The 22,371-nt window shown below is 56.3% G+C and carries 25 protein-coding genes; 8 read left to right on the top strand and 17 right to left on the bottom strand.

The genetic code is table 11. The annotated features are described in order from the left end of the window. Positions 1-152 precede the first annotated feature (152 nt). From H7R56_RS11505 to H7R56_RS11465, 9 genes are all read right to left on the bottom strand, one after another. Entirely contained in the window at positions 153-971 is an 819-nt protein-coding gene (locus tag H7R56_RS11505; protein WP_106926898.1) for a PhzF family phenazine biosynthesis protein, read from the bottom strand. Further along, a complete protein-coding gene (locus tag H7R56_RS11500) occupies positions 961-1,617 on the bottom strand; it encodes a helix-turn-helix transcriptional regulator (protein WP_106926896.1) in 657 nt (218 codons plus the stop codon). The genes H7R56_RS11505 and H7R56_RS11500 overlap by 11 nt, the downstream gene beginning before the upstream one ends. Then, positions 1,614-1,979, bottom strand: a complete 366-nt coding sequence (locus H7R56_RS11495) for a RidA family protein (protein ID WP_106926894.1) — start codon at positions 1,977-1,979, stop codon at positions 1,614-1,616. Before H7R56_RS11495 ends, H7R56_RS11500 begins: the two co-directional genes overlap by 4 nt. Positions 1,980-2,068: 89 nt before the next feature. Further along, on the bottom strand, positions 2,069-2,461 hold the full coding sequence (gene pcaC / locus H7R56_RS11490; RefSeq protein WP_106926891.1) for a 4-carboxymuconolactone decarboxylase: 393 nt from the start codon (positions 2,459-2,461) through the stop codon (positions 2,069-2,071). Continuing rightward, entirely contained in the window at positions 2,451-3,215 is a 765-nt protein-coding gene (pcaD, locus tag H7R56_RS11485) for a 3-oxoadipate enol-lactonase (RefSeq protein ID WP_106926889.1), read from the bottom strand. The genes pcaC and pcaD overlap by 11 nt, the downstream gene beginning before the upstream one ends. After that, on the bottom strand, positions 3,193-4,557 hold the full coding sequence (locus H7R56_RS11480; protein ID WP_106926887.1) for a 3-carboxy-cis,cis-muconate cycloisomerase: 1,365 nt from the start codon (positions 4,555-4,557) through the stop codon (positions 3,193-3,195). The genes pcaD and H7R56_RS11480 overlap by 23 nt, the downstream gene beginning before the upstream one ends. Positions 4,558-4,566: 9 nt before the next feature. After that, positions 4,567-5,769: a 3-oxoadipyl-CoA thiolase gene (gene pcaF / locus H7R56_RS11475; RefSeq protein WP_106926885.1), complete on the bottom strand. Its 1,203-nt coding sequence runs from the start codon at positions 5,767-5,769 to the stop codon at positions 4,567-4,569. A 9-nt stretch (positions 5,770-5,778) separates the two neighbouring features. Further along, the gene (locus tag H7R56_RS11470) at positions 5,779-6,435 is read right to left on the bottom strand and encodes a 3-oxoacid CoA-transferase subunit B (protein WP_106926883.1); all 657 of its coding nucleotides are present in this window, start codon (positions 6,433-6,435) and stop codon (positions 5,779-5,781) included. Positions 6,436-6,446: 11 nt separating this feature from the next. Then, positions 6,447-7,136: a 3-oxoacid CoA-transferase subunit A gene (locus H7R56_RS11465; RefSeq protein ID WP_106926881.1), complete on the bottom strand. Its 690-nt coding sequence runs from the start codon at positions 7,134-7,136 to the stop codon at positions 6,447-6,449. Between the two features lie 168 nt (positions 7,137-7,304). Between H7R56_RS11465 and H7R56_RS11460 the strand changes: the two genes are divergently transcribed. Next, a complete protein-coding gene (locus H7R56_RS11460; RefSeq protein WP_106926879.1) occupies positions 7,305-8,111 on the top strand; it encodes an IclR family transcriptional regulator domain-containing protein in 807 nt (268 codons plus the stop codon). Here H7R56_RS11460 and smrA read toward each other — a convergent pair. Further along, positions 8,108-8,671: a DNA endonuclease SmrA gene (gene smrA, locus H7R56_RS11455; protein ID WP_106926877.1), complete on the bottom strand. Its 564-nt coding sequence runs from the start codon at positions 8,669-8,671 to the stop codon at positions 8,108-8,110. The genes H7R56_RS11460 and smrA overlap by 4 nt on opposite strands. A 587-nt stretch (positions 8,672-9,258) precedes the next feature. Here smrA and ogt point away from each other — a divergent pair. Both ogt and fnr read left to right on the top strand, forming a co-directional pair. Further along, a complete protein-coding gene (gene ogt / locus H7R56_RS11450; RefSeq protein WP_106926875.1) occupies positions 9,259-9,774 on the top strand; it encodes a methylated-DNA--[protein]-cysteine S-methyltransferase in 516 nt (171 codons plus the stop codon). Between the two features lie 196 nt (positions 9,775-9,970). Continuing rightward, positions 9,971-10,723: a fumarate/nitrate reduction transcriptional regulator Fnr gene (gene fnr, locus H7R56_RS11445; RefSeq protein WP_015964308.1), complete on the top strand. Its 753-nt coding sequence runs from the start codon at positions 9,971-9,973 to the stop codon at positions 10,721-10,723. 60 nt (positions 10,724-10,783) lie between these two features. On the opposite strand, the gene H7R56_RS11440 is transcribed toward fnr, so the two are convergent. Beyond that, entirely contained in the window at positions 10,784-11,278 is a 495-nt protein-coding gene (locus H7R56_RS11440) for an anti-virulence regulator CigR family protein (protein WP_106926873.1), read from the bottom strand. A 252-nt stretch (positions 11,279-11,530) separates the two neighbouring features. Between H7R56_RS11440 and uspE the strand changes: the two genes are divergently transcribed. Beyond that, positions 11,531-12,481: a universal stress protein UspE gene (uspE, locus tag H7R56_RS11435; protein ID WP_106926870.1), complete on the top strand. Its 951-nt coding sequence runs from the start codon at positions 11,531-11,533 to the stop codon at positions 12,479-12,481. 97 nt (positions 12,482-12,578) lie between these two features. Here uspE and H7R56_RS11430 read toward each other — a convergent pair whose 3' ends face one another. The 3 genes from H7R56_RS11430 to pntA form a co-directional block, all read right to left on the bottom strand. Beyond that, positions 12,579-12,767 (bottom strand): YdiH family protein, encoded by a 189-nt coding sequence (locus H7R56_RS11430; protein ID WP_106926868.1) that lies wholly within the window; start codon positions 12,765-12,767, stop codon positions 12,579-12,581. Between the two features lie 132 nt (positions 12,768-12,899). Next, positions 12,900-14,288, bottom strand: coding sequence for a Re/Si-specific NAD(P)(+) transhydrogenase subunit beta (gene pntB, locus H7R56_RS11425; protein ID WP_106926866.1), 1,389 nt, complete (start codon positions 14,286-14,288; stop codon positions 12,900-12,902). 10 nt (positions 14,289-14,298) lie between these two features. Next, the gene (gene pntA / locus H7R56_RS11420) at positions 14,299-15,828 is read right to left on the bottom strand and encodes a Re/Si-specific NAD(P)(+) transhydrogenase subunit alpha (RefSeq protein WP_106926864.1); all 1,530 of its coding nucleotides are present in this window, start codon (positions 15,826-15,828) and stop codon (positions 14,299-14,301) included. Positions 15,829-16,352: 524 nt separating this feature from the next. Here pntA and ydgH point away from each other — a divergent pair. The 3 genes from ydgH to folM all read left to right on the top strand — a co-directional run bounded on the left by ydgH (position 16,353) and on the right by folM (position 19,617). Then, a complete protein-coding gene (ydgH, locus tag H7R56_RS11415; RefSeq protein ID WP_106926862.1) occupies positions 16,353-17,303 on the top strand; it encodes a DUF1471 family protein YdgH in 951 nt (316 codons plus the stop codon). A 169-nt stretch (positions 17,304-17,472) separates the two neighbouring features. Next, a complete protein-coding gene (locus H7R56_RS11410) occupies positions 17,473-18,855 on the top strand; it encodes an amino acid permease (RefSeq protein WP_106926860.1) in 1,383 nt (460 codons plus the stop codon). Between the two features lie 39 nt (positions 18,856-18,894). After that, complete coding sequence (folM, locus tag H7R56_RS11405) at positions 18,895-19,617, top strand: dihydromonapterin reductase (protein ID WP_106926858.1); 723 nt, start codon at positions 18,895-18,897, stop codon at positions 19,615-19,617. A gap of 3 nt (positions 19,618-19,620) precedes the next feature. Here folM and H7R56_RS11400 read toward each other — a convergent pair whose 3' ends face one another. Next, the gene (locus H7R56_RS11400) at positions 19,621-19,956 is read right to left on the bottom strand and encodes a GlpM family protein (RefSeq protein ID WP_106926856.1); all 336 of its coding nucleotides are present in this window, start codon (positions 19,954-19,956) and stop codon (positions 19,621-19,623) included. A gap of 178 nt (positions 19,957-20,134) precedes the next feature. Here H7R56_RS11400 and rstA point away from each other — a divergent pair, with 178 nt between their 5' ends. Further along, positions 20,135-20,854 carry a two-component system response regulator RstA gene (gene rstA / locus H7R56_RS11395; RefSeq protein WP_106927055.1) on the top strand — a complete coding sequence of 240 codons (720 nt, stop codon included), beginning with the start codon at positions 20,135-20,137 and terminating at the stop codon, positions 20,852-20,854. Positions 20,855-20,980: 126 nt separating this feature from the next. On the opposite strand, the gene H7R56_RS11390 is transcribed toward rstA, so the two are convergent. Together H7R56_RS11390 and H7R56_RS11385 are read right to left on the bottom strand one after the other, a co-directional pair. Continuing rightward, positions 20,981-21,523 carry an isochorismatase family protein gene (locus H7R56_RS11390; protein ID WP_106926854.1) on the bottom strand — a complete coding sequence of 181 codons (543 nt, stop codon included), beginning with the start codon at positions 21,521-21,523 and terminating at the stop codon, positions 20,981-20,983. A gap of 148 nt (positions 21,524-21,671) precedes the next feature. After that, positions 21,672-22,307 carry a hypothetical protein gene (locus H7R56_RS11385; protein WP_106927053.1) on the bottom strand — a complete coding sequence of 212 codons (636 nt, stop codon included), beginning with the start codon at positions 22,305-22,307 and terminating at the stop codon, positions 21,672-21,674. Positions 22,308-22,371: the final 64 nt, after the last annotated feature.

The raw sequence follows: 22,371 nt of genomic DNA, 5'->3' as shown, positions 1-22,371 counted from the left end.
GAAACTAAGAACCGATAATAATGGAACGCTATTTTGTTTTAATCCTTCGCGATCACGCTTTGCCCTATTACGACAACGCTATCAGCAGGCCGTACAGCACTAACGTACACACCAGCGTAAGCTGAACAACCCGGCACTCACGTTTTGATTTCTCAGCCATTATGCGACAGACGGAACGTCCCCTCGATCATCAATCGCGCCTGGCCGTACAGCGCCACGCGCCCTTCCTCACGCATCACACAACGCAGGGTTCCCTTCCGCGCGCCGCCCTGCTGGGCGCACAGTGAATTTTTGCCACAGCGCTTCGCCCAGAACGGTGCCAACCAGGCGTGTGCTGATCCGGTGACAGGATCTTCATTAACGCCCACCTGAGGGCCAAACCAGCGGGATACAAAGTCAAATTCATCGTCTGGTGCCGTCACGATCACCCCTCGGGTATTAAAGGCAGCCAGCAGGTTAAAGTCCGGCGTCAGCGCATCGACGATCGCTTTATCATTCACCAGCACCACGATGTCATCAGACTGCCAGAAACCTTCAACGCCTTCACTCAGGCCAAGCGCAGCCAGCAGTCCCGGCGGTTCGTCAATCGGCCGCAGCATTTTGGTCGGGAAATCCATGCACAGCTCGTCGCCTTCGCGCCGGACGGTCAGCAGGCCGCTACGGGTGGAAAATCGCAGCGTCTCGCCCGGATAGTTCAGCACGTTGAACAATATCCATGATGCGGCGAGCGTGGCGTGGCCACAAAGATCGACCTCCACCGCCGGCGTGAACCAGCGCAGATGAAAGCCGTCGTCGAGCGGGGCGAAAAATGCGGTTTCAGAAAGGTTGTTTTCTGCAGCAATCGCTTTTAAGACGCTGTCATCCGGCCATTCGCGCAATGGCATAACGGCGGCAGGGTTACCGCCAAAAGGCTGCGCAGTGAAGGCATCAACCTGATAAAACGGCAGCGTTAACGGGATGTTAGTGTTCATTGAGTTTGTCCAGATAGTTGTAAATGGTGTAACGCGTCACGCCAAGCGCTTTCGCCACTTCATTGACGCTGCCTTTAATCTTGAAAACCCCCATGGCGTGCAGTTCGCTTACCACTCGCAGACGAAATGCTTTCGGGTTTTCCATTGGCCCCGGCTGAAAGCGGCCTAACAGCGCCGTCAGCGAGCTTTCAGGCAGCGAACTGACCGGATGGTCAACGGGCTGGGCTGCGGGGACAGCGGAAACCAGATAATCCAGCTCACGACGAAAACGCATCACCGGCTCCATATCGACGTTGACACAAAACGCGACGACCGCTTTGCCGCTGGCATCGTAATAGAGCGTCGAGGCGCTGCTCAGCGGTTTGCCGCCGTGCGTCAATGAGGTATAGCCGCTGAACAGGCGGGAAGAAGACGGCGGCTGCGATGCGTCAAGCAGCCCCAGAAACCCTTCATCGTCTTCCGGCCCGCTGAGCAGCCCATCACCCAGTTGCCGCCCGCTGACGTGCCCGTTGACAATGCCCACTACCGAGGACTGCGGCTGGGTTAGATCGTGCAGCACCACTTCCGTATTGGCCGGGAGCGTGGCTTTCAGTGCCTCCAGCGCAGCGTTCAGCGTGGAGATCGTGGTGTCGCGTATCGAATTCATGGCTGCACCGCCTGAATCTCGATTTCAACATCGAGTGAGAACGCCAGCGCGCTGGTCGTCACGCTGCGGCTGGGGAAACCCTCAGGAAACCATAGACGCCAGGCGTGATTAAATTCAGCAAAATGCGCCATATCGCTCAGCCAGACCTGCGCACGCACCACGTTACTCAGCTGTGCGCCCCCGCGCGCCAGCGTTTCACTGACCGAGCGCATAATGGCATTAACCTGCTCAGTTACGGTGCCGTACTGCGGCTGCCCCTCCGGGCTCATCGCCACCTGACCAGAAAGGAAAAGAAAACCGTTCGCCGCTACGGCGTCGGAAAAGGGAAAGGGTTTGGTCGTGGGATAACGGACGAGTGCCATCGTAAAACTCCTGAGGTAACGGAGAATTGACGATAGCATCGCCCGCTGACAATTTCAACAAAATTGTAATTTTCAACAAATGTTGATTTTCAGGCGGCGGATTCAGCGTCCATCTCGCTAAACACCTGCTGCGCCAGATGCAGCGTCGCGTTGGCAGCCGGCAGGCCGCAGTACAGCGCTGAGTGCATGATCAACTCTTTTAGCTCATCGCGGGTCACCCCGTTGTTAAACGCCGCACGCAGGTGCATTTTCAGCTCCGCTTCACGGTTAAGCGCGATCAGCATCGCAATGGTTATCATGCTGCGGGTATGATGATCCAGCCCCGGCCGGGTCCAGGTTTCTCCCCACGCGTAGCGGGTAATGAAATCCTGAAATTCTTCGTTCAGCGGCGACAGGTTTTTCAGCGTCCGGTCAACGTGCGCATCGCCCAGCACCTTGCGGCGTACCGCCATCCCCTGTTCATAACGTTGCTTATCGTCCATTTTCCCTCCGTAAAAAGGCAATCAGCGCCGAGGTAAATTCCTCGCTGGCTTCCACGTTAGAGAGATGGGAAGCCGGTAAATTCACCAGGAAAGCGCCGTCAATCTGTTGGTGCAGGTAGTTGGCATCGGCAACCGTGGTGACCGGATCGTGTTCGCCAGCGATGATCAGCATCGGCAGTCGGATGGCCGCCACTTCGCCGCGCAGATCGGCCGCCGCCAGCGCTTCACAGCACTCGGCGTAGCCTTCGGCGTCGGCATGCGCCAGCTGATGGCACAACGGCTCAACAATCGCAGGCTGGTGCTGGCGAAAATCGGCAGAAAACCAGCGATCCGCCGAGCCCGCTGCCACCACGCCCATGCCTTCGCTTCGAACGGTGCGCGCACGCGACAGCCAGTTTGCCTGCTCGCCAATTTTTGCCGCCGTGTTGGCCACCGCCACCGCCATAAAGCGTTCTGGCGCAAAGCGGGCCAGCCAAAGCCCGGTCAGGCCGCCCATTGATATCCCGCAAAAGAAGGCGCGCTGAATATGTAAATGGTCAAGCAGCGTGATCACATCTTCACCCAACTGTGACAACGTCACTTTTCCGCGTTTACCCGTTTGCCCGTGACCGTGGGTATCGTAGCGGAGTACGCGAAAGTGCTCGGTTAGCGCGGGCATCTGCGCATCCCACATGGACTGGGTGGTTCCCAGTGAATTAGAGAGCACCAGTACCGGTGCCGTTTCTGGTCCTTCAAGACGATAATGGATATTCATGTCCCTGCTCCTGATAGCGCGCCAGTACCTGGCGCACGAAATGATCGGTACTGCCGATGGCGGCCGCTGGGTCCAGCAGCTGCGAAAGTTGCGCCGGGGAAAGGTGCTGGCTGACCAGCGGGTCCTTCTCCAACAGCGGTTGTAGCGGGCAATCCAGCGCGATGGCCCGCTGACAGAGTTTTTCTATCTGATGATGGGCGTCAGCTTTACCAATAAAGGCCGCCAGCGCCTGAGTGACCGATTCGGCCATAATCAAACCATGAGTGATATCCAGATTGGCGCGCATTTTCGCCGTATTGACCTGCATACCACGCAACAGATATTCACTGTTTTCCAGCACGCCGCCGGAGAGCATCACCAGCTCCGGCAGCGTCTCCCATTCGGCCTGCCAGCCGCCCAGCGCGCGTTCATGTTGCTGAATTTGCGCGGCATACAGCGTAGCCATTAGCCCCGGCATCCGCTGTACGGCGGCCAGAATGGCCGCGCAGCTGACCGGATTACGCTTATGCGGCATGGCCGAGGAGCCCCCCCTGCCTTCGGCAATCGGTTCGCTCACCTCTGCCACTTCGGTCTGCATCAGCAACGAGAAGTCATTGGCAAACTTGCCAAGCGTCACGCTCAGCCCGGCAAACCAACCGGCGACCTCAAGGATACGATCGCGTTGGCTGTGCCAGGGCGTAGACGGCAGCGCCAGCCCGAGCGTCGCAGACAGCCGCTGCGCCACCTCCGGCCCCTGCGCTTTCAGGGAGGCCAGCGTCCCCGCTGCGCCGCCAAACTGCAGCGACAGGACGCGTGGGCGCAGCTGTACGAGCCGTTCCTGCCAGCGTAGCAGCGCATCGAGCGTGCCAGCGAGCTTCAGGCCAAACGTGATGGGTAAGGCATGTTGCATCCACGTTCGCCCCGGCATCAGCGTGTGCTGGTAGCGCGCCGTCTGTTCTGCCAGCACCTGAATCAAACGGCACAGCCGGATTTCCGCTTCCTGAAGCGCGCCGCGCAGTTGAAGCACCAGGCCGGTGTCAATGGCGTCCTGGCTGGTCGCCCCCCAGTGCACATAGCGCGCAGCCTCAGGGTCTTGCGCCTTCACGCGCAGGGTGAGTTGCTTCACCAGTGGAATCGCCAGATTGCCCGCGTTCGCCGCCGCGCTTGCCAGCTCCGGCAGATCAAGCAGCTGCGCCCGGCACATCGCCGCGATGGGGGCCACCGCCGATTCGGGAATCACGCCGCACTGCGCCTGCGCGGTGGCCAGCGCCGCTTCAAAGTCCAGCATCCCCTGCACGGTCTGCTCGTCGCTGAAAAAATCAGTCAGCGCACGGGTACGCAATAGCGGGGTCAACACACTCATTCCAGCTCCTTATACGCGTTCAATAATCAGCGCGATCCCCTGTCCGACGCCGATACACATGGTACACAGCGCATACCGGCCGCCGGTACGACGCAGCTGGTAAGCAGCGGTCATCGCCAGTCGGCCGCCGGAGGCACCAAGCGGATGGCCCAATGCAATCGCCCCGCCGTTCGGATTCACATGGTGGGCGTCGTCAGGCAGGCCCAGATCGCGCAGCACCGCCAGCGCCTGCGCGGCAAACGCTTCATTCAATTCGATAACGTCCATCTGCGCCAGCGTTAACCCCGTCTGCGCAAGGACTTTTCGTACCGCCGGGGCCGGCCCGAACCCCATGATTCGTGGCGCAACGCCAGCGGTCGCCACGCCAACTACGCGGGCCAGCGGCTGTAAATCATTCTGCGTCATCGCCCGTTCGCTTGCCAGCAACAAGGCGCAGGCACCGTCGTTGACCCCGGAGGCATTCCCGGCGGTGACGGTCGCATCGGGGCGCACCACCCCTTTCAGTTTCGCCAGCGCCTCGATGGATGTGCTGCGCGGGTGTTCATCCTGTGAGAAATTCAGCGCTTCGCCCTTACGCTGCGGCACCCATACCGGGATCAGCTCATCGTTAAAGGCGCCGTTAGCCTGCGCCTGCGCGGTACGCTGCTGGCTGCGAAGCGCAAAGGCATCCTGATCGACACGCGAGATGGCGAAATCCATCGCCACGTTCTCCGCCGTCTCCGGCATCGAGTCTACGCCGTATAGTGCTTTCATTTGCCCGTTGATAAAGCGCCAGCCGATGGTGGTATCTTCCATTTTCATCGTACGGCTAAAGGCGCTTTCCGCTTTGCCCATCACAAACGGCGCACGCGACATACTTTCCACGCCGCCGGCAATCATCAGTTGCGTTTCGCCGCTTTTAATCGCGCGCGCCGCCACGCCGATGGCATCGAGGCTGGAGCCGCAAAGCCGGTTAATCGTACTGCCCGGCACCGTTTCCGGCAGACCGGCCAACAGCAGCGCCATGCGCGCGACGTTGCGGTTATCTTCCCCCGCCTGGTTGGCGCAGCCGTAGATCACATCATCAATACGCGATGGGTCTAACCCGCGATTGCGCTCCAGCAGCGCCTTCAGCGGCAGTGCCGCAAGGTCGTCAGCGCGAACGCCAGCCAGAGTACCACCAAAACGACCAAACGGTGTGCGTACCGCGTCGCAGATAAATGCTTGATTCATCATCATTCCTTAAGCGGTTTCCGCGACCGCGTCATAAGTCAGGGTAACCGGCGTGATGCGCTGAAGCTCATCAAAGGAGAGGCCGTTGAAAATCTCACGCACCACCGGGCCGTGGGCGGTGATATCGATAACCGCCAGGTCGGTATAAATACGGCTGACGCAGCCTACGCCGGTCAGCGGATAGGTGCAGTGCTCCACCAGCTTACATTCGCCGTCACGGGTCAGATGGTCCATCATGACAAACACCTGACGTGCGCCGACGGCCAGATCCATCGCGCCCCCCACGGCAGGAATGGCATCCGGCGCGCCGGTGCTCCAGTTGGCCAGATCGCCGCGAGCCGAAACCTGATAGGCCCCCAGTACGCAAATATCGAGATGGCCGCCGCGCATCATGGCGAACGAATCACCGTGATGGAAATAGCAGCCGCCCTGCAGCAGCGTCACGTACTCTTTCCCGGCGTTAATCAGCTCCGGGTCCTCCTCACCAGGTGCGGGCTTTGGCCCCATGCCCAGCAGGCCGTTTTCACTGTGTAAAAAAACTTCTTTATCCGACGGCAAATAGTTGGCGATGCGGGTTGGCAGCCCAATGCCCAGGTTAACGTAGGCCCCTTCAGGGATATCCTGTGCCACGCGTTTGGCCATATCGTCGCGAGAGAGTTTCTGCATTTTTCGGCTCCTTAAGCGCGCTGTGCCTGAGCGATGTGAGATTCCTGCGCATACACGCGCTGAACGAAGATGCCGGGCGTGACGACGTTTTCAGGATCGAGGTCGCCCAGCGCGACCATGCTGGCCACTTCCACAATGGTGGTTTTCGCCGCCGTAGCCATAATCGGCCCGAAGTTACGCGCAGCTTTACGGTAAACCAGATTGCCCCAACGGTCGGCCTGGTGAGCTTTAATCAATGCAAAATCAGCGCTTATCGGGTACTCCAGCACATAGTGGCGGCCATCGATTTCACGGGTTTCTTTGCCTTCCGCCAGCGGCGTGCCGTAGCCCGTAGGTGTGAAAATCGCCCCCAGCCCGGCGCCCGCGGCCTGAATGCGGGCCGCCAGGTTGCCCTGCGGTACCAGCTCCAGCTCGACGCTGCCGCGACGATAAAGATCATCAAAAATATGTGAATCGACCTGACGCGGGAACGAGCAAATCATCTTGCGCACGCGTCCGGCTTTGAGCAGCGCCGCGAGGCCGATTTCACCGTTACCGGCGTTGTTGTTGATAATGGTCAGGTCGCGCGCGCCCTGTTCAATCAGGGCATCGATCAGCAGCGTCGGCTGCCCGGCAGGCCCGAAGCCGCCAATCATAATCGTCGCGCCATCGTGGATACCCGCGACGGCATCGGCCAGCGACGGCACACTTTTATCAATCATCAGGTTGCTCCTTGTTGTGCGGTTATCGCACTAATATTCGTTGTTCGCACAAAATGTGACCCGCTTAACGATGTCGGTCAAGGGCGATAATCGAAATATGGTGCGATAATCGAACATCATGTATGTTTAGGTTCAGAATGTGATCGACGGCATAATCGGAGAGAAAAAGTGGACAAACATCCGGACGATATTTTGACGGGCGATAGCGACCCGTTTAAGGGCGACCCCAACTTTATGGCTTCGCTGGCACGCGGGCTGGAGGTGATTCAGGCGTTCACCCCACAGCGTCGGCTGCTGTCGATTTCGCAAATCAGCCAGAAGACGGGGATCCCGCGCGCGGCGGTGCGCCGCTGCCTGTATACGCTGGGCAAACTGGGTTTTGTTTACGCCGAGGACGGTAAGCATTTTCAGCTGCGTCCGCGTATTTTATCGTTGGGTCACGCGTGGCTGGCCTCTACCCCGCTGGCCCGTTCGGCGCAGCCGGTGCTGAAACACTTGAGCGAGATGCTGAATGAGTCGTGCTCCATCGCCACGCTCGACGGCGACGATATTCTGTATATCGCCCGCGCCTCAAGCTCGCGCATTATGACCATCGATCTGGATATCGGCAGCCGTCTGCCCGCCTGGTCAACGTCAATGGGTCGCGTGCTGCTGAGCCATCAGCCGGAAGAGAAGCTAAACGATATGCTGGCACGCATCACCATGATTCGTTACACCCCGCAGACCATCGCCTCGGTCAGCAAGCTGCGCAGCGAGTTGAAGGCCGTACGCCAGCAGGGGTATGCGTTAAACGATCAGGAACTGGAAATGGGGCTGCGTTCACTGGCGGTGCCGCTGTTCAACGCCCAGGGCCAGGTTGAAGCCGCGCTAAACGTTGGCGTGCACGCCGGTCAGGTGTCGGCCAACGAGCTGCTCGAGCGCGTGCTGCCCGAGCTGCAAAAAGCCGCCGCAGAGCTGTCGCTGCTGCTGCGCTAACGGCTGCGTTTGGCGTGACGTTCCCAGTTTTCTTGCTTAGCGACCGCCGACTTACGCAGCGCCACGTAACATGCACCGCTGCCGCCATGATGCGGCAGCGCGCTGCAAAAAGCCTGAACGTCGTCAAATTCGGTTAACCAGCGGGCCAGATAGCTGCGGATGATATTAGCGTGCGAACCGTCCTCTTTGCCTTTACCGTGAATAATCAATACATTACGCAAATTGTCACGCTGTGCCTGAACAATAAAGGCATACACATTCTGGCGGCAGCTTTCTACCGTTTGCTGGCGCAGCTCAAGGCTCGCCTGCTGACCGTATTTTCCCTGACGCAGTTTATCCAGCACGCCGGTCTGTAGCCCTTCGCGCTTAAACTCCAGCGGCGTCCCCAGCGGGATGATGTCAAGAAAGCCGGTCGTCAGAAAATTGTCCAGCTGGAGCGTATCGATCTGCTGGCGGGTCCGGGAGTTTCGTACGGGCTGCCAGTGAACATCACTGTGCTGCTTCAGCGGCTGGACATCCTCCATGGCGCCAAGAAACAGCGATTTGTCGTCAAGATTCATGAGAACTCCCCAGTGTTGCAACTGGCGCATACTATAGCCGTGAGGATTGGCGTGCTCAATGCTTTTCCCTTTACTGTTAAATAATCACTCTGCGAAGTATATAAATGTGTAACAAATTCAAAATATGAATTATTTAACTCAACCTTAAATACAGTAAATCAGCCATTAATTGTTGGGGGCTATTTTGAATACGTGAAATAAATCACCAAGAATTATCTGGAAAATAAACGCAGACCCGTTATAAATAGTAATACCCGCTGTGCGGAGCAAAATGTGGGGAACGGTACGGATACAATTGTGTGGTTGCTGCGGGGTCTGGCGATGTCGACAGACCCCGATTTTTATTCTACGCCCGCCGGCAGTGACTTTACCCGCCCATTCAAGGATATATCTTTACCTTACGGCCCTCGCTTTATATTCTCCCCTCGGCTTTATCTTATTTATTGATCAGTTTTAGCGAAGTTTACCTTTGATTATAAATACACCACATTAATTATAAGGTTATACATCTGAGGTATAGAGTCGTCCCCGCCCACATGCTATGGTGACGCAAGAATAATTTGCGTAAACAAATACAGAGAGTGCGCATGCTGACTTTGCTTGAAGATAAAATAACCACCCCGCTTGGGCCGCTGTGGATTCTGTGCGATGAGCAATTTCATCTGCGCGCCGTTGAATGGGAAGAACACAGCGACCGCATGGAACAGTTGCTGGATATCCACTACCGCGCCGAAGGCTATACCCGCGTAACGTCGGCTAACCCCGGCGGGCTCAGTCAGCAGCTGGCGAACTACTTTGACGGCGACCTGGCAATTATTGAATCGCTTCCCACCGCCACCGCCGGGACGCCGTTTCAGCGTGAAGTGTGGCAAGCTCTGCGCACCATTCCCTGCGGCCAGGTCATGCATTATGGCCAGCTCGCCGAACAGCTTGGTCGTCCCGGCGCTGCGCGCGCGGTGGGTGCAGCAAACGGCGCGAACCCGGTGAGTATTGTGGTCCCCTGCCATCGAGTCATCGGCCGCAACGGAACCATGACCGGCTATGCCGGCGGCGTGCAGCGCAAAGAGTGGCTTCTGCGCCATGAAGGTTACCTGCTACTTTGATTTTCTGTGCCCTTTTCGACGTGCAACGGCGCGTTTAAGCGTAAAGATGCCTGAAATTTTATAAACCATATCAATTAGATATATATCAATCCAGGCTATCCCTTTTTAATCTTGGGTGAATACGCGCGTCGAGACTTACCTGCTCACCAAAAAGATGTTAAAATTGACCAATATCAATTACGGCTTGAGCAAACCTATGATCCCGGAAAAGAGAATTATACGACGCATTCAGTCTGGCGGTTGCGCGATCCATTGTCAGGATTGCAGCATCAGCCAGCTTTGCATCCCGTTCACTCTTAATGAGCATGAGCTTGATCAGCTGGATAATATTATCGAGCGCAAAAAGCCCATTCAGAAAGGGCAAACTTTATTCAAAGCCGGCGATGAACTGAAGTCTCTGTATGCGATCCGTTCCGGTACCATCAAGAGCTACACCATTACTGAGCAAGGCGACGAGCAGATTACCGGCTTCCATCTGGCGGGCGATCTGGTTGGTTTCGATGCCATCGGCACCGGGCACCACCCGAGCTTTGCACAGGCGCTGGAAACCTCAATGGTTTGCGAAATTCCGTTCGAAACGCTTGACGATCTCTCGGGTAAAATGCCGAACCTGCGCCAGCAGATGATGCGTTTAATGAGCGGCGAGATCAAAGGCGATCAGGACATGATCCTGCTGCTGTCGAAGAAAAATGCCGAGGAGCGTCTGGCGGCATTTATCTACAATCTGTCACGTCGTTTCGCCCAGCGCGGCTTCTCTCCGCGCGAATTCCGTCTGACGATGACTCGTGGCGACATCGGTAACTACCTCGGCCTGACGGTCGAAACGATCAGCCGTCTGCTGGGTCGTTTCCAGAAAAGCGGCATGCTGGCGGTTAAAGGTAAATACATTACCATCGAAAACAGCGATGCGCTGGCGGTACTGGCGGGACATACCCGCAACGTTGCCTGATGCCCGTTTTGCTCTACAAATAAAAAACCCCGGCCTGCCGGGGTTTTTTATTGCCTTCGTTTAATCAAACACGCCGTTGATAATCGTCGTGACGATGGCCGTGCTCAGCGCAATCAGCACCAGATTGTCGCCAACGATCTGCCATTCGTACCCCGGGTAGTACGGCAGTTGATTCAGCATCGAACCGGGCACCGTTTTTTTGGCAATCCCCGGCGGCAACGGTTTTCCACGGGCCAGGTTTTTAGCGATCCCCGGCGGTAACGATTTATAGCCGGTTAAGCCAAAGTTGACCGCTAGCTGCCTGGCCGCTGCATAGCTAATATCGCGATCGACACGATCGGGTTTACCGTAATCTTTTCGCCCTGCGCTCGTATGCCCGTTATCATGCCCGCCGCTCCACTGCTGGCTGCTTCCCTTGTTGCCATTATTGCCATTACCATGATTACCGTTTCCATTACCGTGCCCGCTGCCGGGATTAGCCAACGCGGGAGTGGTACAAAGGACCAACGTCACGATCGCCACCACCGCCGTTGAGACTGAAGAACGTCTTGACATCATCATTTCCTTCTGTGCCGGAACCTATTAGTAATGTAAAAGTTTCAGAACAAAATAACCTACGCAATAAATCTGATTTTTTAACCCGCGTGGCCGGCTCATGGCGCTGCGCTGCTGAATTCTTCCCGCCTGGCGCCGTCGGGTTAATTTATCCTGTTTATTGATCTTACGAAGGTTCTCCCCTGTTTCAATCCCATTATATGAGTTATCTTTTACTGACAAACTGTGGTTACAGCTGTAAGGAGACCCTGTATGGCCAGATATCAAAATATGCTCGTGGCGATTGACCCCAACCAGGACGATCAGCCCGCGCTGCGGCGCGCTGTTTATCTTCACAAGCTGATTGGCGGTCGCATTAAAGCGTTTTTGCCAATCTATGATTTTTCCTACGAGATGACGACCCTTCTGTCTCCTGATGAACGCACCGCAATGCGCCAGGGCGTCATTAGCCAGCGAACCGCATGGATCCGCGAGCAGGCGAAATTCTACCTGGAAGCCGGCGTTCCGCTGGAGATTAAAGTGGTATGGCACAATCGTCCGTTCGAGGCGATTATTCAGGAAGTAGTCAGCGGCGGTCATGATTTGCTGCTGAAAATGGCGCACCAGCACGACAAGCTGGAGTCCGTGATCTTTACTCCAACCGACTGGCACCTGCTGCGTAAATGCCCGTGCCCGGTGTGGATGGTAAAAGACCAGCCGTGGCCGGAGGGCGGTAAAGCGCTGGTTGCGGTCAATCTTGCCAGCGAAGAGGCGTACCACAACGCGCTGAACGAAAAGCTGGTCAAAGAGACCATCGAACTGGCCGAACAGGTCAACCATACCGAAGTGCATCTGGTCGGTGCCTACCCGGTGACGCCTATCAATATCGCCATCGAACTGCCTGACTTCGATCCCAGCGTTTATAACGACGCGATTCGTGGCCAGCATCTGATAGCCATGAAGTCGCTGCGCCAGAAGTTCGGCATTGATGAGAAGTTTACCCATGTAGAGAAGGGGCTGCCTGAAGAAGTCATCCCGGATCTGGCCGCACATCTGGATGCAGGTATCGTGGTGCTGGGCACCGTCGGGCGTACCGGCATTTCTGCCGCTTTCCTCGGCAACACCGCTGAACAGGTGATCGATCACCTGCGCTGTGACCTGCTCGCCATCAAGCCGAACGACTACCAGACGCCGGTTGAGATGGACGACGAAGAAGACGATTAAGCTCGTCTTTTAAGGCTAAAAACCGGCTGCTGGCCGGTTTTTTTATCTCTTATCGCTACCAGCCGACTTTGCTTCCCCGGCTGAACGGTGGAGTCTATCAATGGAGGCCTAGTCGCCAGGCAAAATCGATCTCTTCTTTGAGCTCAATAGCAGAGAGTGACATCAGATCGGCAAACTCCAGCTCGAGCTGCTTAACGCGTTTCAGGTACTGTGCGGGGGTTAAAGGCGTGGTTTCACGGCGGAGAAATTCGATTGCCAGTTGTGCAGGCGTTAACAAGGTATCCATAACTTCCTCTATAGGTTTAGACGACGTTATGCAGTATAGCACCTTTCACTGCGCGTTTTTTGACCAAAAACAATCAGCAGACAAATAAAAGCCGCCCAAACAACAGGCGGCTTTTCTGCTTTATGCGCGTGATTAAAGCGCTTTCAGAATCGCGTCCACGCTCGCTTTCGCATCGCCGAACAGCATCTGGGTGTTCTCTTTAAAGAACAGCGGGTTCTGCACGCCGGCATAGCCGGTGTTCATCGAGCGTTTGAAGACGATAACGTTCTGCGCCTTCCACACTTCCAGCACCGGCATCCCGGCAATAGGACTCTTCGGATCGTCCTGCGCGGCTGGGTTAACGGTGTCGTTCGCGCCGATAACCAGAACGGTATCGGTGTCGGCGAAGTCGTCGTTAATTTCGTCCATTTCGAGCACGATGTCGTAAGGCACCTTCGCCTCTGCCAGCAGCACATTCATATGCCCCGGCAGACGCCCGGCAACCGGGTGAATACCGAAGCGCACCTTGATGCCGCGCGCGCGCAGCTTCTCGGTGATTTCCGCCACCGGATACTGCGCCTGCGCGACCGCCATGCCGTAGCCCGGGGTGATGATGACCGAGTGCGAGTTTTTCAGCATCTCGGCGGTTTCTTCCGCGGTAATTTCGCGGTGCTCACCCACTTCTTCTTCGCTGCCGCTTGAGGAGCCGTCGGTACCAAAGCCGCCAGCGATAACGCTGAAGAACGAACGGTTCATCGCTTTACACATAATGTACGACAGAATGGCACCGGAAGAACCGACCAGCGCGCCGGTGACGATCAGCAGGTCGTTGCTGAGCATAAAGCCCGCCGCCGCCGCCGCCCAACCGGAGTAGGAGTTCAGCATGGAGACGACTACCGGCATGTCTGCCCCGCCAATTGACGCCACCAGGTGCCAGCCAAAGGCCAGCGCGATAACCGTCATTACCAGCAGGCACAGAACCTGGGTGCCAACGCTGTCGGTACGCACAAAAGCGACCATCAGCAGGAAGGAAACCACCAGCGCCGCCAGATTCAGCTTGTGGCGGTTTGGCAGCATCAGCGGCTTCGAGGACATCTTGCCGCACAGTTTGCCGAACGCCACGATAGAACCGGTGAAGGTCACCGCACCGATGAAGATACCGAGGAACACTTCGGTCAGGTGAATATTGACCAGAATCTGGTCCATGCCGGTTTCGTGCTGCAGGTAGCTGTTGAAGCCCACCAGCACCGCCGCCAGACCCACGAAGCTGTGCAGCACCGCCACCAGCTCCGGCATTTCGGTCATTTCCACTTTCTTCGCCAGGCGAATACCGATCGCGCCGCCGATAATCATCGCCAGCAGGATCCATGCGACGTTGCTGGTATCCGGCCCGAAGATGGTGGCAATCAGCGCGATGGCCATACCGGCAATACCGTAGTAGTTGCCCTGCTGTGACGTTTCGTGTTTAGACAAACCGGCCAGGCTGAAAATAAACAGGACGGCGGCAACAATGTATGCAGCTGTGACTAATCCTCCAGACATGTGTTACCCCTTATCCTTTGCGGAACATTTTCAGCATGCGCTGGGTGACGGTGAAACCACCAAAAATATTAATGCTGGCGATCAGCACCGCGATAAAGCTCAGGAAGCTCACCCAGCCTCCGTGGCCTATCTGCAGTAATGCTCCAACCACGATAATGCCCGAAATGGCGTTAGTCACCGACATCAGCGGCGTGTGCAGCGCATGAGAGACGTTCCACACCACGTAGTAACCAACGACGCAGGACAGCGCGAAGACGGTAAAGTGGCCGAGGAACTCTTTCGGCGCCACGTTCGCCAACCAGCCGAACAGGATAATGACCAGCGCAATCAGCGCGTATTTCCGCCACGGCGACGCCGGTTTTTCGGGTTCTTTTGCTGCCGGAGCTGCTTTTGGCGCAGCCTGCGGCTGGGCAGAAACCTGAATCGGCGGTGCCGGCCAGGTGACTTCCCCTTCGCGGATCACGGTTACGCCGCGAACCACGACATCGTCAAAGTCGATGGCGATATTGCCGTCTTTCTCTTTGCACAGCAGCTTCAGCAGGTTCACCAGGTTAGTGCCATACAACTGGGAGGACTGCGTCGGCAGGCGGCCAGCCAGATCGGTATAACCAATCACCTTCACGCCATTTGCGGTGGTGACGATTTCATTCGCCACGGTGTACTCACAGTTGCCGCCGTTCTGTGCGGCCAGATCGACAATGACGCTGCCCGGCGTCATGGAGTCGACCATTTCGCGGGTGATCAGCTTCGGTGCCGGTTTGCCCGGAATCAGCGCGGTGGTCACGATAATGTCGACCTCTTTTGCCTGGGCGGCAAACAGGGCCATTTCCGCAGCGATAAACGCCTCGGACATGACTTTGGCATAGCCGTCTCCGCTGCCGGCTTCTTCTTTGAAGTCCAGCTCGAGGAATTCGGCGCCCATGCTCTGCACCTGCTCTTTCACTTCCGGGCGAGTATCAAAGGCACGGACGATCGCGCCAAGGCTATTTGCCGCGCCAATGGCAGCAAGCCCGGCAACGCCCGCGCCGATCACCATCACCTTGGCCGGCGGCACTTTACCCGCAGCGGTAATCTGCCCGGTAAAGAAGCGGCCAAACTCGTGGGCGGCTTCAACAATGGCGCGGTAGCCCGCGATATTTGCCATCGAGCTCAGCGCATCCAGCGACTGCGCGCGGGAAATACGCGGCACAGAATCCATCGCCATCACGTTAATATTGCGCGCGGCGAGTTTCGCCATCAGCTCGGCATTTTGTGCCGGCCAGATAAAGCTAATCAGCGTAGTGCCCGGATTCAGCAACGCAATTTCTTCATCCAGCGGCGCGTTAACTTTGAGAATAACGTCGGATTGCCAGACATCGTCACCTGAGACGATTTCCGCCCCAGCCTGGATAAAGGCGCCATCATCAAAGCTGGCTAATTTTCCTGCACCACTCTCCACTGCCACGCTAAAACCGAGTTTCAGCAGCTGCTCTACCGTTTTCGGCGTTGCTGCAACTCGCGTTTCCTGGGCCCACCTCTCTTTCGGTACACCAATACGCATAACGATTCCCTTATAGCGGTTCTTATTTGATGGTTTGCCGTTTTGTCAGTTTGTTGCGGATACCCCGTCAGTGACCAACAGGCGAACAACCTGAATAAATAAAACAGTAACAAACTGTCTATAACCTACTGAAAATACCGATTGTGATCTAGCGCCGAAAAACAGTATTTTTGCATTAAATGCCAAATAAGGAGTTCCGGCCGCTGCAAACAGCGATATTTACCCCCATTTGAGTCGCGAACCTCATAATTCGCTTCATCTCCGTGGGAAAACATGATTTTTCGCGGGCGCAGCAGCGCGTTTAACATTCCATTAACTTAAAAAAGTCATATGGTTGACCGCTTTTTCTGGTCAAGCGCCCGTTTTTTCAACATATCAGGAAAAGTTATCCAAAACCGTCACCGGGTTCGCATCTGAAGTTAAAAATGACGCAGACAATGGCGTCATTTCAATGCCATAATCAGACGTTTTCCCATTAACAACATGACCCGAATTTGGTTTGCGCAAGGCGAAGGATTATTTTTATGAAGCTTAAGAACACCCTCCTCGTGTCCGTCATGCTGTCTGCCGCGGCAATGTCCGCCCAAGCAGCCACCGAGCTGACCCCGGAGCAAGCGTCCGCATTAAAGCCCTATGACCGCGTAGTGATCACCGGTCGCTTTACCGCCATTGGCGACGCCGTCAATGCGATGTCACGTAAAGCGGACAAAGAAGGCGCAGCCTCTTTCTATGTTGTCGATACGTCTGACTACGGCAACAGCGGCAACTGGCGCGTGACGGCTGACCTCTATAAACAAGATGCACCGAAGGCCGACACCCCGAAAAACCGCATCATCAACGGCGTAATGGAACTGCCGAAAGATCAGGCCGTTGAGCTGGAGCCGTACGACACCGTTACCGTGCAGGGCTTCTACCGCAGCCAGCCGGAAGTCAACGACGCCATTACTAAAGCCGCTAAAGCAAAAGGCGCAGACTCTTTCTTTATCGTGCGCCAGGTGGATGCCAACGACGGCGGTAACCAGCGTATTACTGCCTATATCTATAAAGCTGATGCGAAAAAACGTGTGCTGCAGAGCCCGGACGCCATTCCGGCTGACTCCGATGCGGGTCGTAAGATGCTGGCAGAAGGTGGCGAAGCCGCGAAACAGGTTGAGATCCCAGGCGTCGCCACCACGGCCGCAGTGGGTTCCGGCACCGGCGTAGGCCGCTTCTTCGAAACGCAAACATCGAAAGGCGGGCGTTACAGTGTCACGCTGCCGGATGGCACCAAGGTTGAAGAACTGAATAAAATCACCGCTGCGCAGATGATTCCGTTCGACAGCATCAAATTCACCGGTAACTACGGCAACATGACCGAAGTGTCTTACCAGGTGGCCAAACGTGCCGCTAAGAAAGGCGCTAAGTACTACCATATTACCCGTGAATGGCAGGAGCGCGGCGGCAACGTCACCATCAGCGCCGACCTGTACAAGTAAGCCACAGCAAAAGGCGGCCCCGGCCGCCTTTTTTATTCTTTTCCTGCCATCCTGTGTTGCATGTCTGCAGCGCTCTCCGTAAAATCGCCGCCTTCAGCGCAATCCTCCATTTTTATGCGATTTCGCCAAATAAATATTCTGGTTCTTCTCTTTCCACAACAGGATTCACATGGAAAAGAAATTAGGGCTTAGCGCCCTGACCGCTCTGGTTCTGAGCTCGATGCTCGGCGCTGGCGTTTTTAGTCTGCCGCAGAACATGGCGGAGGTAGCCAGCCCGGCAGCGCTGCTGATTGGCTGGGCCATTACCGGCGTCGGTATCCTGTTTTTAGCCGTCGCCATGCTGGTGCTGACGCGCATTCGCCCCGATCTTGACGGCGGCATTTTCACCTACGCCCGAGAAGGCTTTGGCGAGCTGATTGGCTTTTGTTCGGCGTGGGGCTACTGGCTCTGTGCGGTTATTGCCAACGTGTCGTATCTGGTGATTGTCTTTTCCGCCCTCAGTTTCTTTACCGATACGCCCGAACTGCGTCTGTTCGGTGACGGCAATACCTGGCAGTCGATCGTCGGCGCGTCGGTGCTGCTGTGGGTCGTCCACTTCCTGGTCCTGCGCGGGGTACAGACCGCCGCCAGCATTAACCTGGTTGCCACGCTGGCGAAGCTTGTGCCGCTAGGCCTGTTCATTGTGCTGGCCGCCATCGCGTTTAACAGTGATATCTTTACCCTGGATTTCCACGGCATCGATCTCGGCGTGCCGGTGTGGGAACAGGTGAAAAACACCATGCTGATTACCCTGTGGGTATTTATCGGCGTGGAGGGCGCGGTTGTTGTCTCGGCGCGTGCACGCAATAAAAAAGACGTGGGCCGCGCGACCCTCCTGGCCGTCATTTCCGCGCTGGGGGTGTATTTGCTGGTGACGCTGCTGTCGATGGGCGTTGTCGCTCGCCCTGAGCTGGCGGAAATGCGTAACCCGTCAATGGCCGGGTTGATGGTGCGAATGATGGGGTCCTGGGGTGAGATTGTCATTGCCGCCGGGCTGATTGTTTCCGTCTGCGGTGCCTACCTCAGTTGGACGATTATGGCGGCGGAGGTCCCGCTGCTGGCCGCTACGCATAAAGCGTTTCCGCGCGTCTTTGCCCGCCAGAATGCTAACAATGCGCCCTCGGCCTCGCTGTGGTTAACGAACCTCTGCGTCCAGGCAAGCCTGGTGCTGATCTGGCTAACCGGCTCAGATTACAATACGCTGCTGACCATCGCGTCCGAAATGATCCTTGTACCTTATTTCCTGGTGGGCGCATTTCTGCTGAAGGTCGCCCGTCGTCCGCTGCATAAGGTGATTGGTATCGGCGCCTGTATTTATGGCTTATGGTTATTGTATGCGTCCGGCCCGATGCATCTGCTGCTGTCGGTGGTGCTTTACGCGCCGGGTCTGTTAGTGTTTATCTATGCACGCCGCACGCATCAGGATAATATCCTGCTCAAGCGCCGCGAATTAGCCTTAATTGGCCTGCTTCTGCTTGCCGCCGTGCCGGCAACGTGGATGTTGATGGGGTAACGCGTGTCGCCCCATCGTCGACAACATATGGAGATAACGATGGGAAATACGCTATCACGCCCCGTTCTGATAACCGGTGGAGGTCGCCGCATCGGCCTCGCCCTTGCCCACCATTTTCTCGCCCAGCAGCAGCCGGTGATCGTCAGCTACCGTACCCGCTACCCGGCCATCGATAGGCTGGAACAGGCCGGGGCGGTCTGCATTCAGGCCGATTTTTCCCACGATGATGGAATCTATACCTTTGCCGAGGCGGTAAAATCACGCTGCAGCGGCCTACGCGCCGTGCTGCACAACGCCAGCGGCTGGCAGGCGGAAAGCCCAACAACCCCGCTGAGCCATGTGCTCAACGCCATGATGCAAATTCACGTACACGCCCCCTACCTGCTTAACCATGAGCTGGAAGACCTGCTGCGCGGTCATGGGCACGCCGGGAGCGATATTATTCACTTCACCGACTACGTGGTTGAACGCGGCAGCGATAAGCATATTGCCTATGCCGCCAGTAAAGCCGCGCTGGATAATATGACCCGTTCGTTTGCCCGTAAACTGGCGCCGGAAGTCAAGGTTAACGCCATTGCGCCTGCGCTGGTGCTGTTTAATGAAGGCGACGATGCGGACTATCGTCAGAAGGCGCTGAATAAATCGCTGATGAAAATCGCCGGCGGCGAGAAAGAAATTATCAACCTGGTTGAGTATATTCTCACCAGCGATTACGTCACCGGCCGCTCCTACGCCGTCGACGGCGGGCGACCGCTGGTTTAAAGGTTAATGCAGGCGGCCCCATAGGAAAATCAACAGCCAGGCGCTGACGCCCCAACAGGCGACGGCGCCTGCTAATGCCAGCGGCAGACGCATCATGCCGGTGAAATACCACAGCGATAGCAGATACAGAAAGTACGGAATAATCGACCACATCCCAAAAACGATAGTGGCCCGCAGCGCCTCAGTGCCACGCTCGCTGGCAACGATATAGTGCGCAAGCAGCGCAAAGGTAGGAAACAGCGGAATCAGTCCGGCGATGGCGTAGTTTTTCGTTTTTGCCAGAATGCCGATCAGTACCACCACCAGCGCGCCAAGCAGCGCCTTAATTAACAACCCCATCTTATTATTCACCAATATACAACATGTTGCTCCAGCATAGCGGAAGCGGTGCCATTAATGAATGGAAATTCAACGGTATTGCCAGCCCCTATTTTAACACGGCCGCAGGGGTGGCTTTTTGTGGCAGCAAAATCGCGCGCAGTGTATCGTAGCTTTTTTTAAGCCAGTGCGTAGAGTCATGAATAAGATCGTTTATGTTGAGGATGATCCGGATGTAGGCGCGTTGATCGCCGCTTATCTGGGTAGGCATGATATGGATGTGGTGGTCGAGCCACGCGGCGATAACGCCGAAGCAACCATTGCCCGCGAACAACCGGACCTGGTGCTGCTGGATATCATGCTGCCGGGCAAGGACGGAATGACGCTGTGTCGCGATCTGCGCGGCCAATGGCCGGGCCCGATCGTGCTGTTAACCTCACTGGACAGCGATATGAACCATATCCTGTCGCTGGAAATGGGCGCGAACGACTACATCCTGAAAACCACCCCGCCGGCCGTGCTGCTCGCGCGCCTGCGCTTGCATTTACGCCAGCGCCCTACCGGCAGCAGCGCAGCAGCGCCCGCCCAGCCGGCGCTGACGCCGCATAAAGCCATTCGTTTTGGCACGCTGGCGATCGATCCGGTCAACCGCCAGGTGCTGCTGAGCGGAGACTCCATTGCCCTTTCCACCGCCGACTTCGATCTGCTGTGGGAGCTGGCTACCCATGCCGGGCAAATTATGGACCGCGACGCGCTGCTGAAAAATCTGCGCGGCGTAAGCTATGACGGGATGGATCGCAGCGTCGATGTGGCTATTTCACGCCTGCGCAAAAAGCTCCAGGACAGCGCGACGGAGCCTTATCGTATTAAAACCGTACGCAATAAAGGTTATCTTTTTGCGCCACATGCCTGGGAATAGCCATCAGCATTTTATGCTGGTGCTAAAACTATAACCCTCGAGAGACAGCGCACCGCCCACCTTAAAAACAGAGTGTTTATGCTGCCAACGGCGCAAATCTTCGCCACATGGCAGCATTTTCTGCAATTACTCCGCAGCCAGATTCAGCGCAGCGGTGTTCACGCCGCGGGCAAAGCCATTTTCCAGTAGCCCAAGGGTCACGTTGTACACGTCCTCAGCGCTAATGCCTGCGTTCTCAAGCGGAAAGCTGAGCACCGCATCGCGAATCACCGTTATTGACAGCCCCAGGTCGGCCGCCATACGTACGGTAGAATTCACGCAGTAACCAGCTACGGCACCGATGACGGCAAGATCGTTTATCTGCGCACGCTTTAACCCGTCATAAAGATCGGTGGAGCTAAAGGCCGACGATGTGGTCTTGATAAATACCGCTTCACCGGCACGCTCTTCAAAGCCGGCAACGGGTTGAAACTGGGGTGAGTCCCGGTGCATCGGTGAGCCAGGCTCCAGCGTTTCGTGGCGCACGTGCAGCACCGGCTTGCCTGCCGCCCTGAATGCCGCAATGGCGGTGCGCATATTGTCGATACTGTTGGTGGGAAAATAAGCCATGCCCCCGGCGATTCTTTCCGGAACAAACCCCTGCATATCGATGATCAGTAACGCTTGCATAGCACCCTCGCGCGAACGGAAAACCACCAAACTACGTCCGTCACGCGAGGATAGCAAGCTGCTGATTTTAGGGTGTTAGCCTAGGGCCAGAACGTCATGAAAACGATCGCATCGCCACGATCTTTTTAACCTGGATATAGCCAGAGGTTTATAGGTTGTGTTGGTATCGTACGCCGACAGAATGCGACACCGCATTATCATGTTTCATAAAATAAAAGCTGGTCAGAAACAGCCCCACCATAAACGGTATTTCGTACAACTCTTCCATCAGATCCGCATAATTCGGTTCACGCACAAACAAGGGTGCCAGCAGACGGTGATGTTCGATCGTGTCCGCAATCAAAAATGTCATCACAGTGACGGCCATTAACCACAGCGGCTTAGGGCTATCTTTAATGCGTCGAACAATCTCTTTACGCAGCGGCGACGACAGCAGAGAAAGAAGCACCCCTGCAACCAGTACCGTGGCTATCGCGTGAAACACAATACGCGGCGCATCAGGAAAATAAACGCGCCCCCAGCTGGTGCTGCGCCCAAGCAGCACCAGCCACCACAGCGTAGCCCACATCCAGAACTGTTTCTCGCCCGCCGGTTTTTCCCACGGCTTGCTGTAGCACACGGTAAACACGGCGCCAAACAGCAACCACAGCGCCTGTCCATTCTCGATATGTGTCACCAGCGCACCGTCGTCCAACGAAATACGCCACTCCGCCACGAAAGGAAACAATGCGGAAAGCACCAGCAGGACCATCGCAGAGAATGAGAAGTGTGTGTCAAATTTCATCATCGTAATTTACCTTAAGAACCGACTTACGATAATAAAATTGAGAGGAGACAATACATTAGCA

Origin of the sequence: Klebsiella sp. WP3-W18-ESBL-02 (assembly GCF_014168815.1) — a bacterium.
In the GTDB taxonomy this organism is placed as follows: Bacteria; Pseudomonadota; Gammaproteobacteria; order Enterobacterales; family Enterobacteriaceae; genus Kluyvera; species Kluyvera ascorbata_B.
The sequence above is the reverse complement of the archived record's forward strand: the minus strand, read 5'-3'. Positions and strand labels throughout refer to the sequence as shown.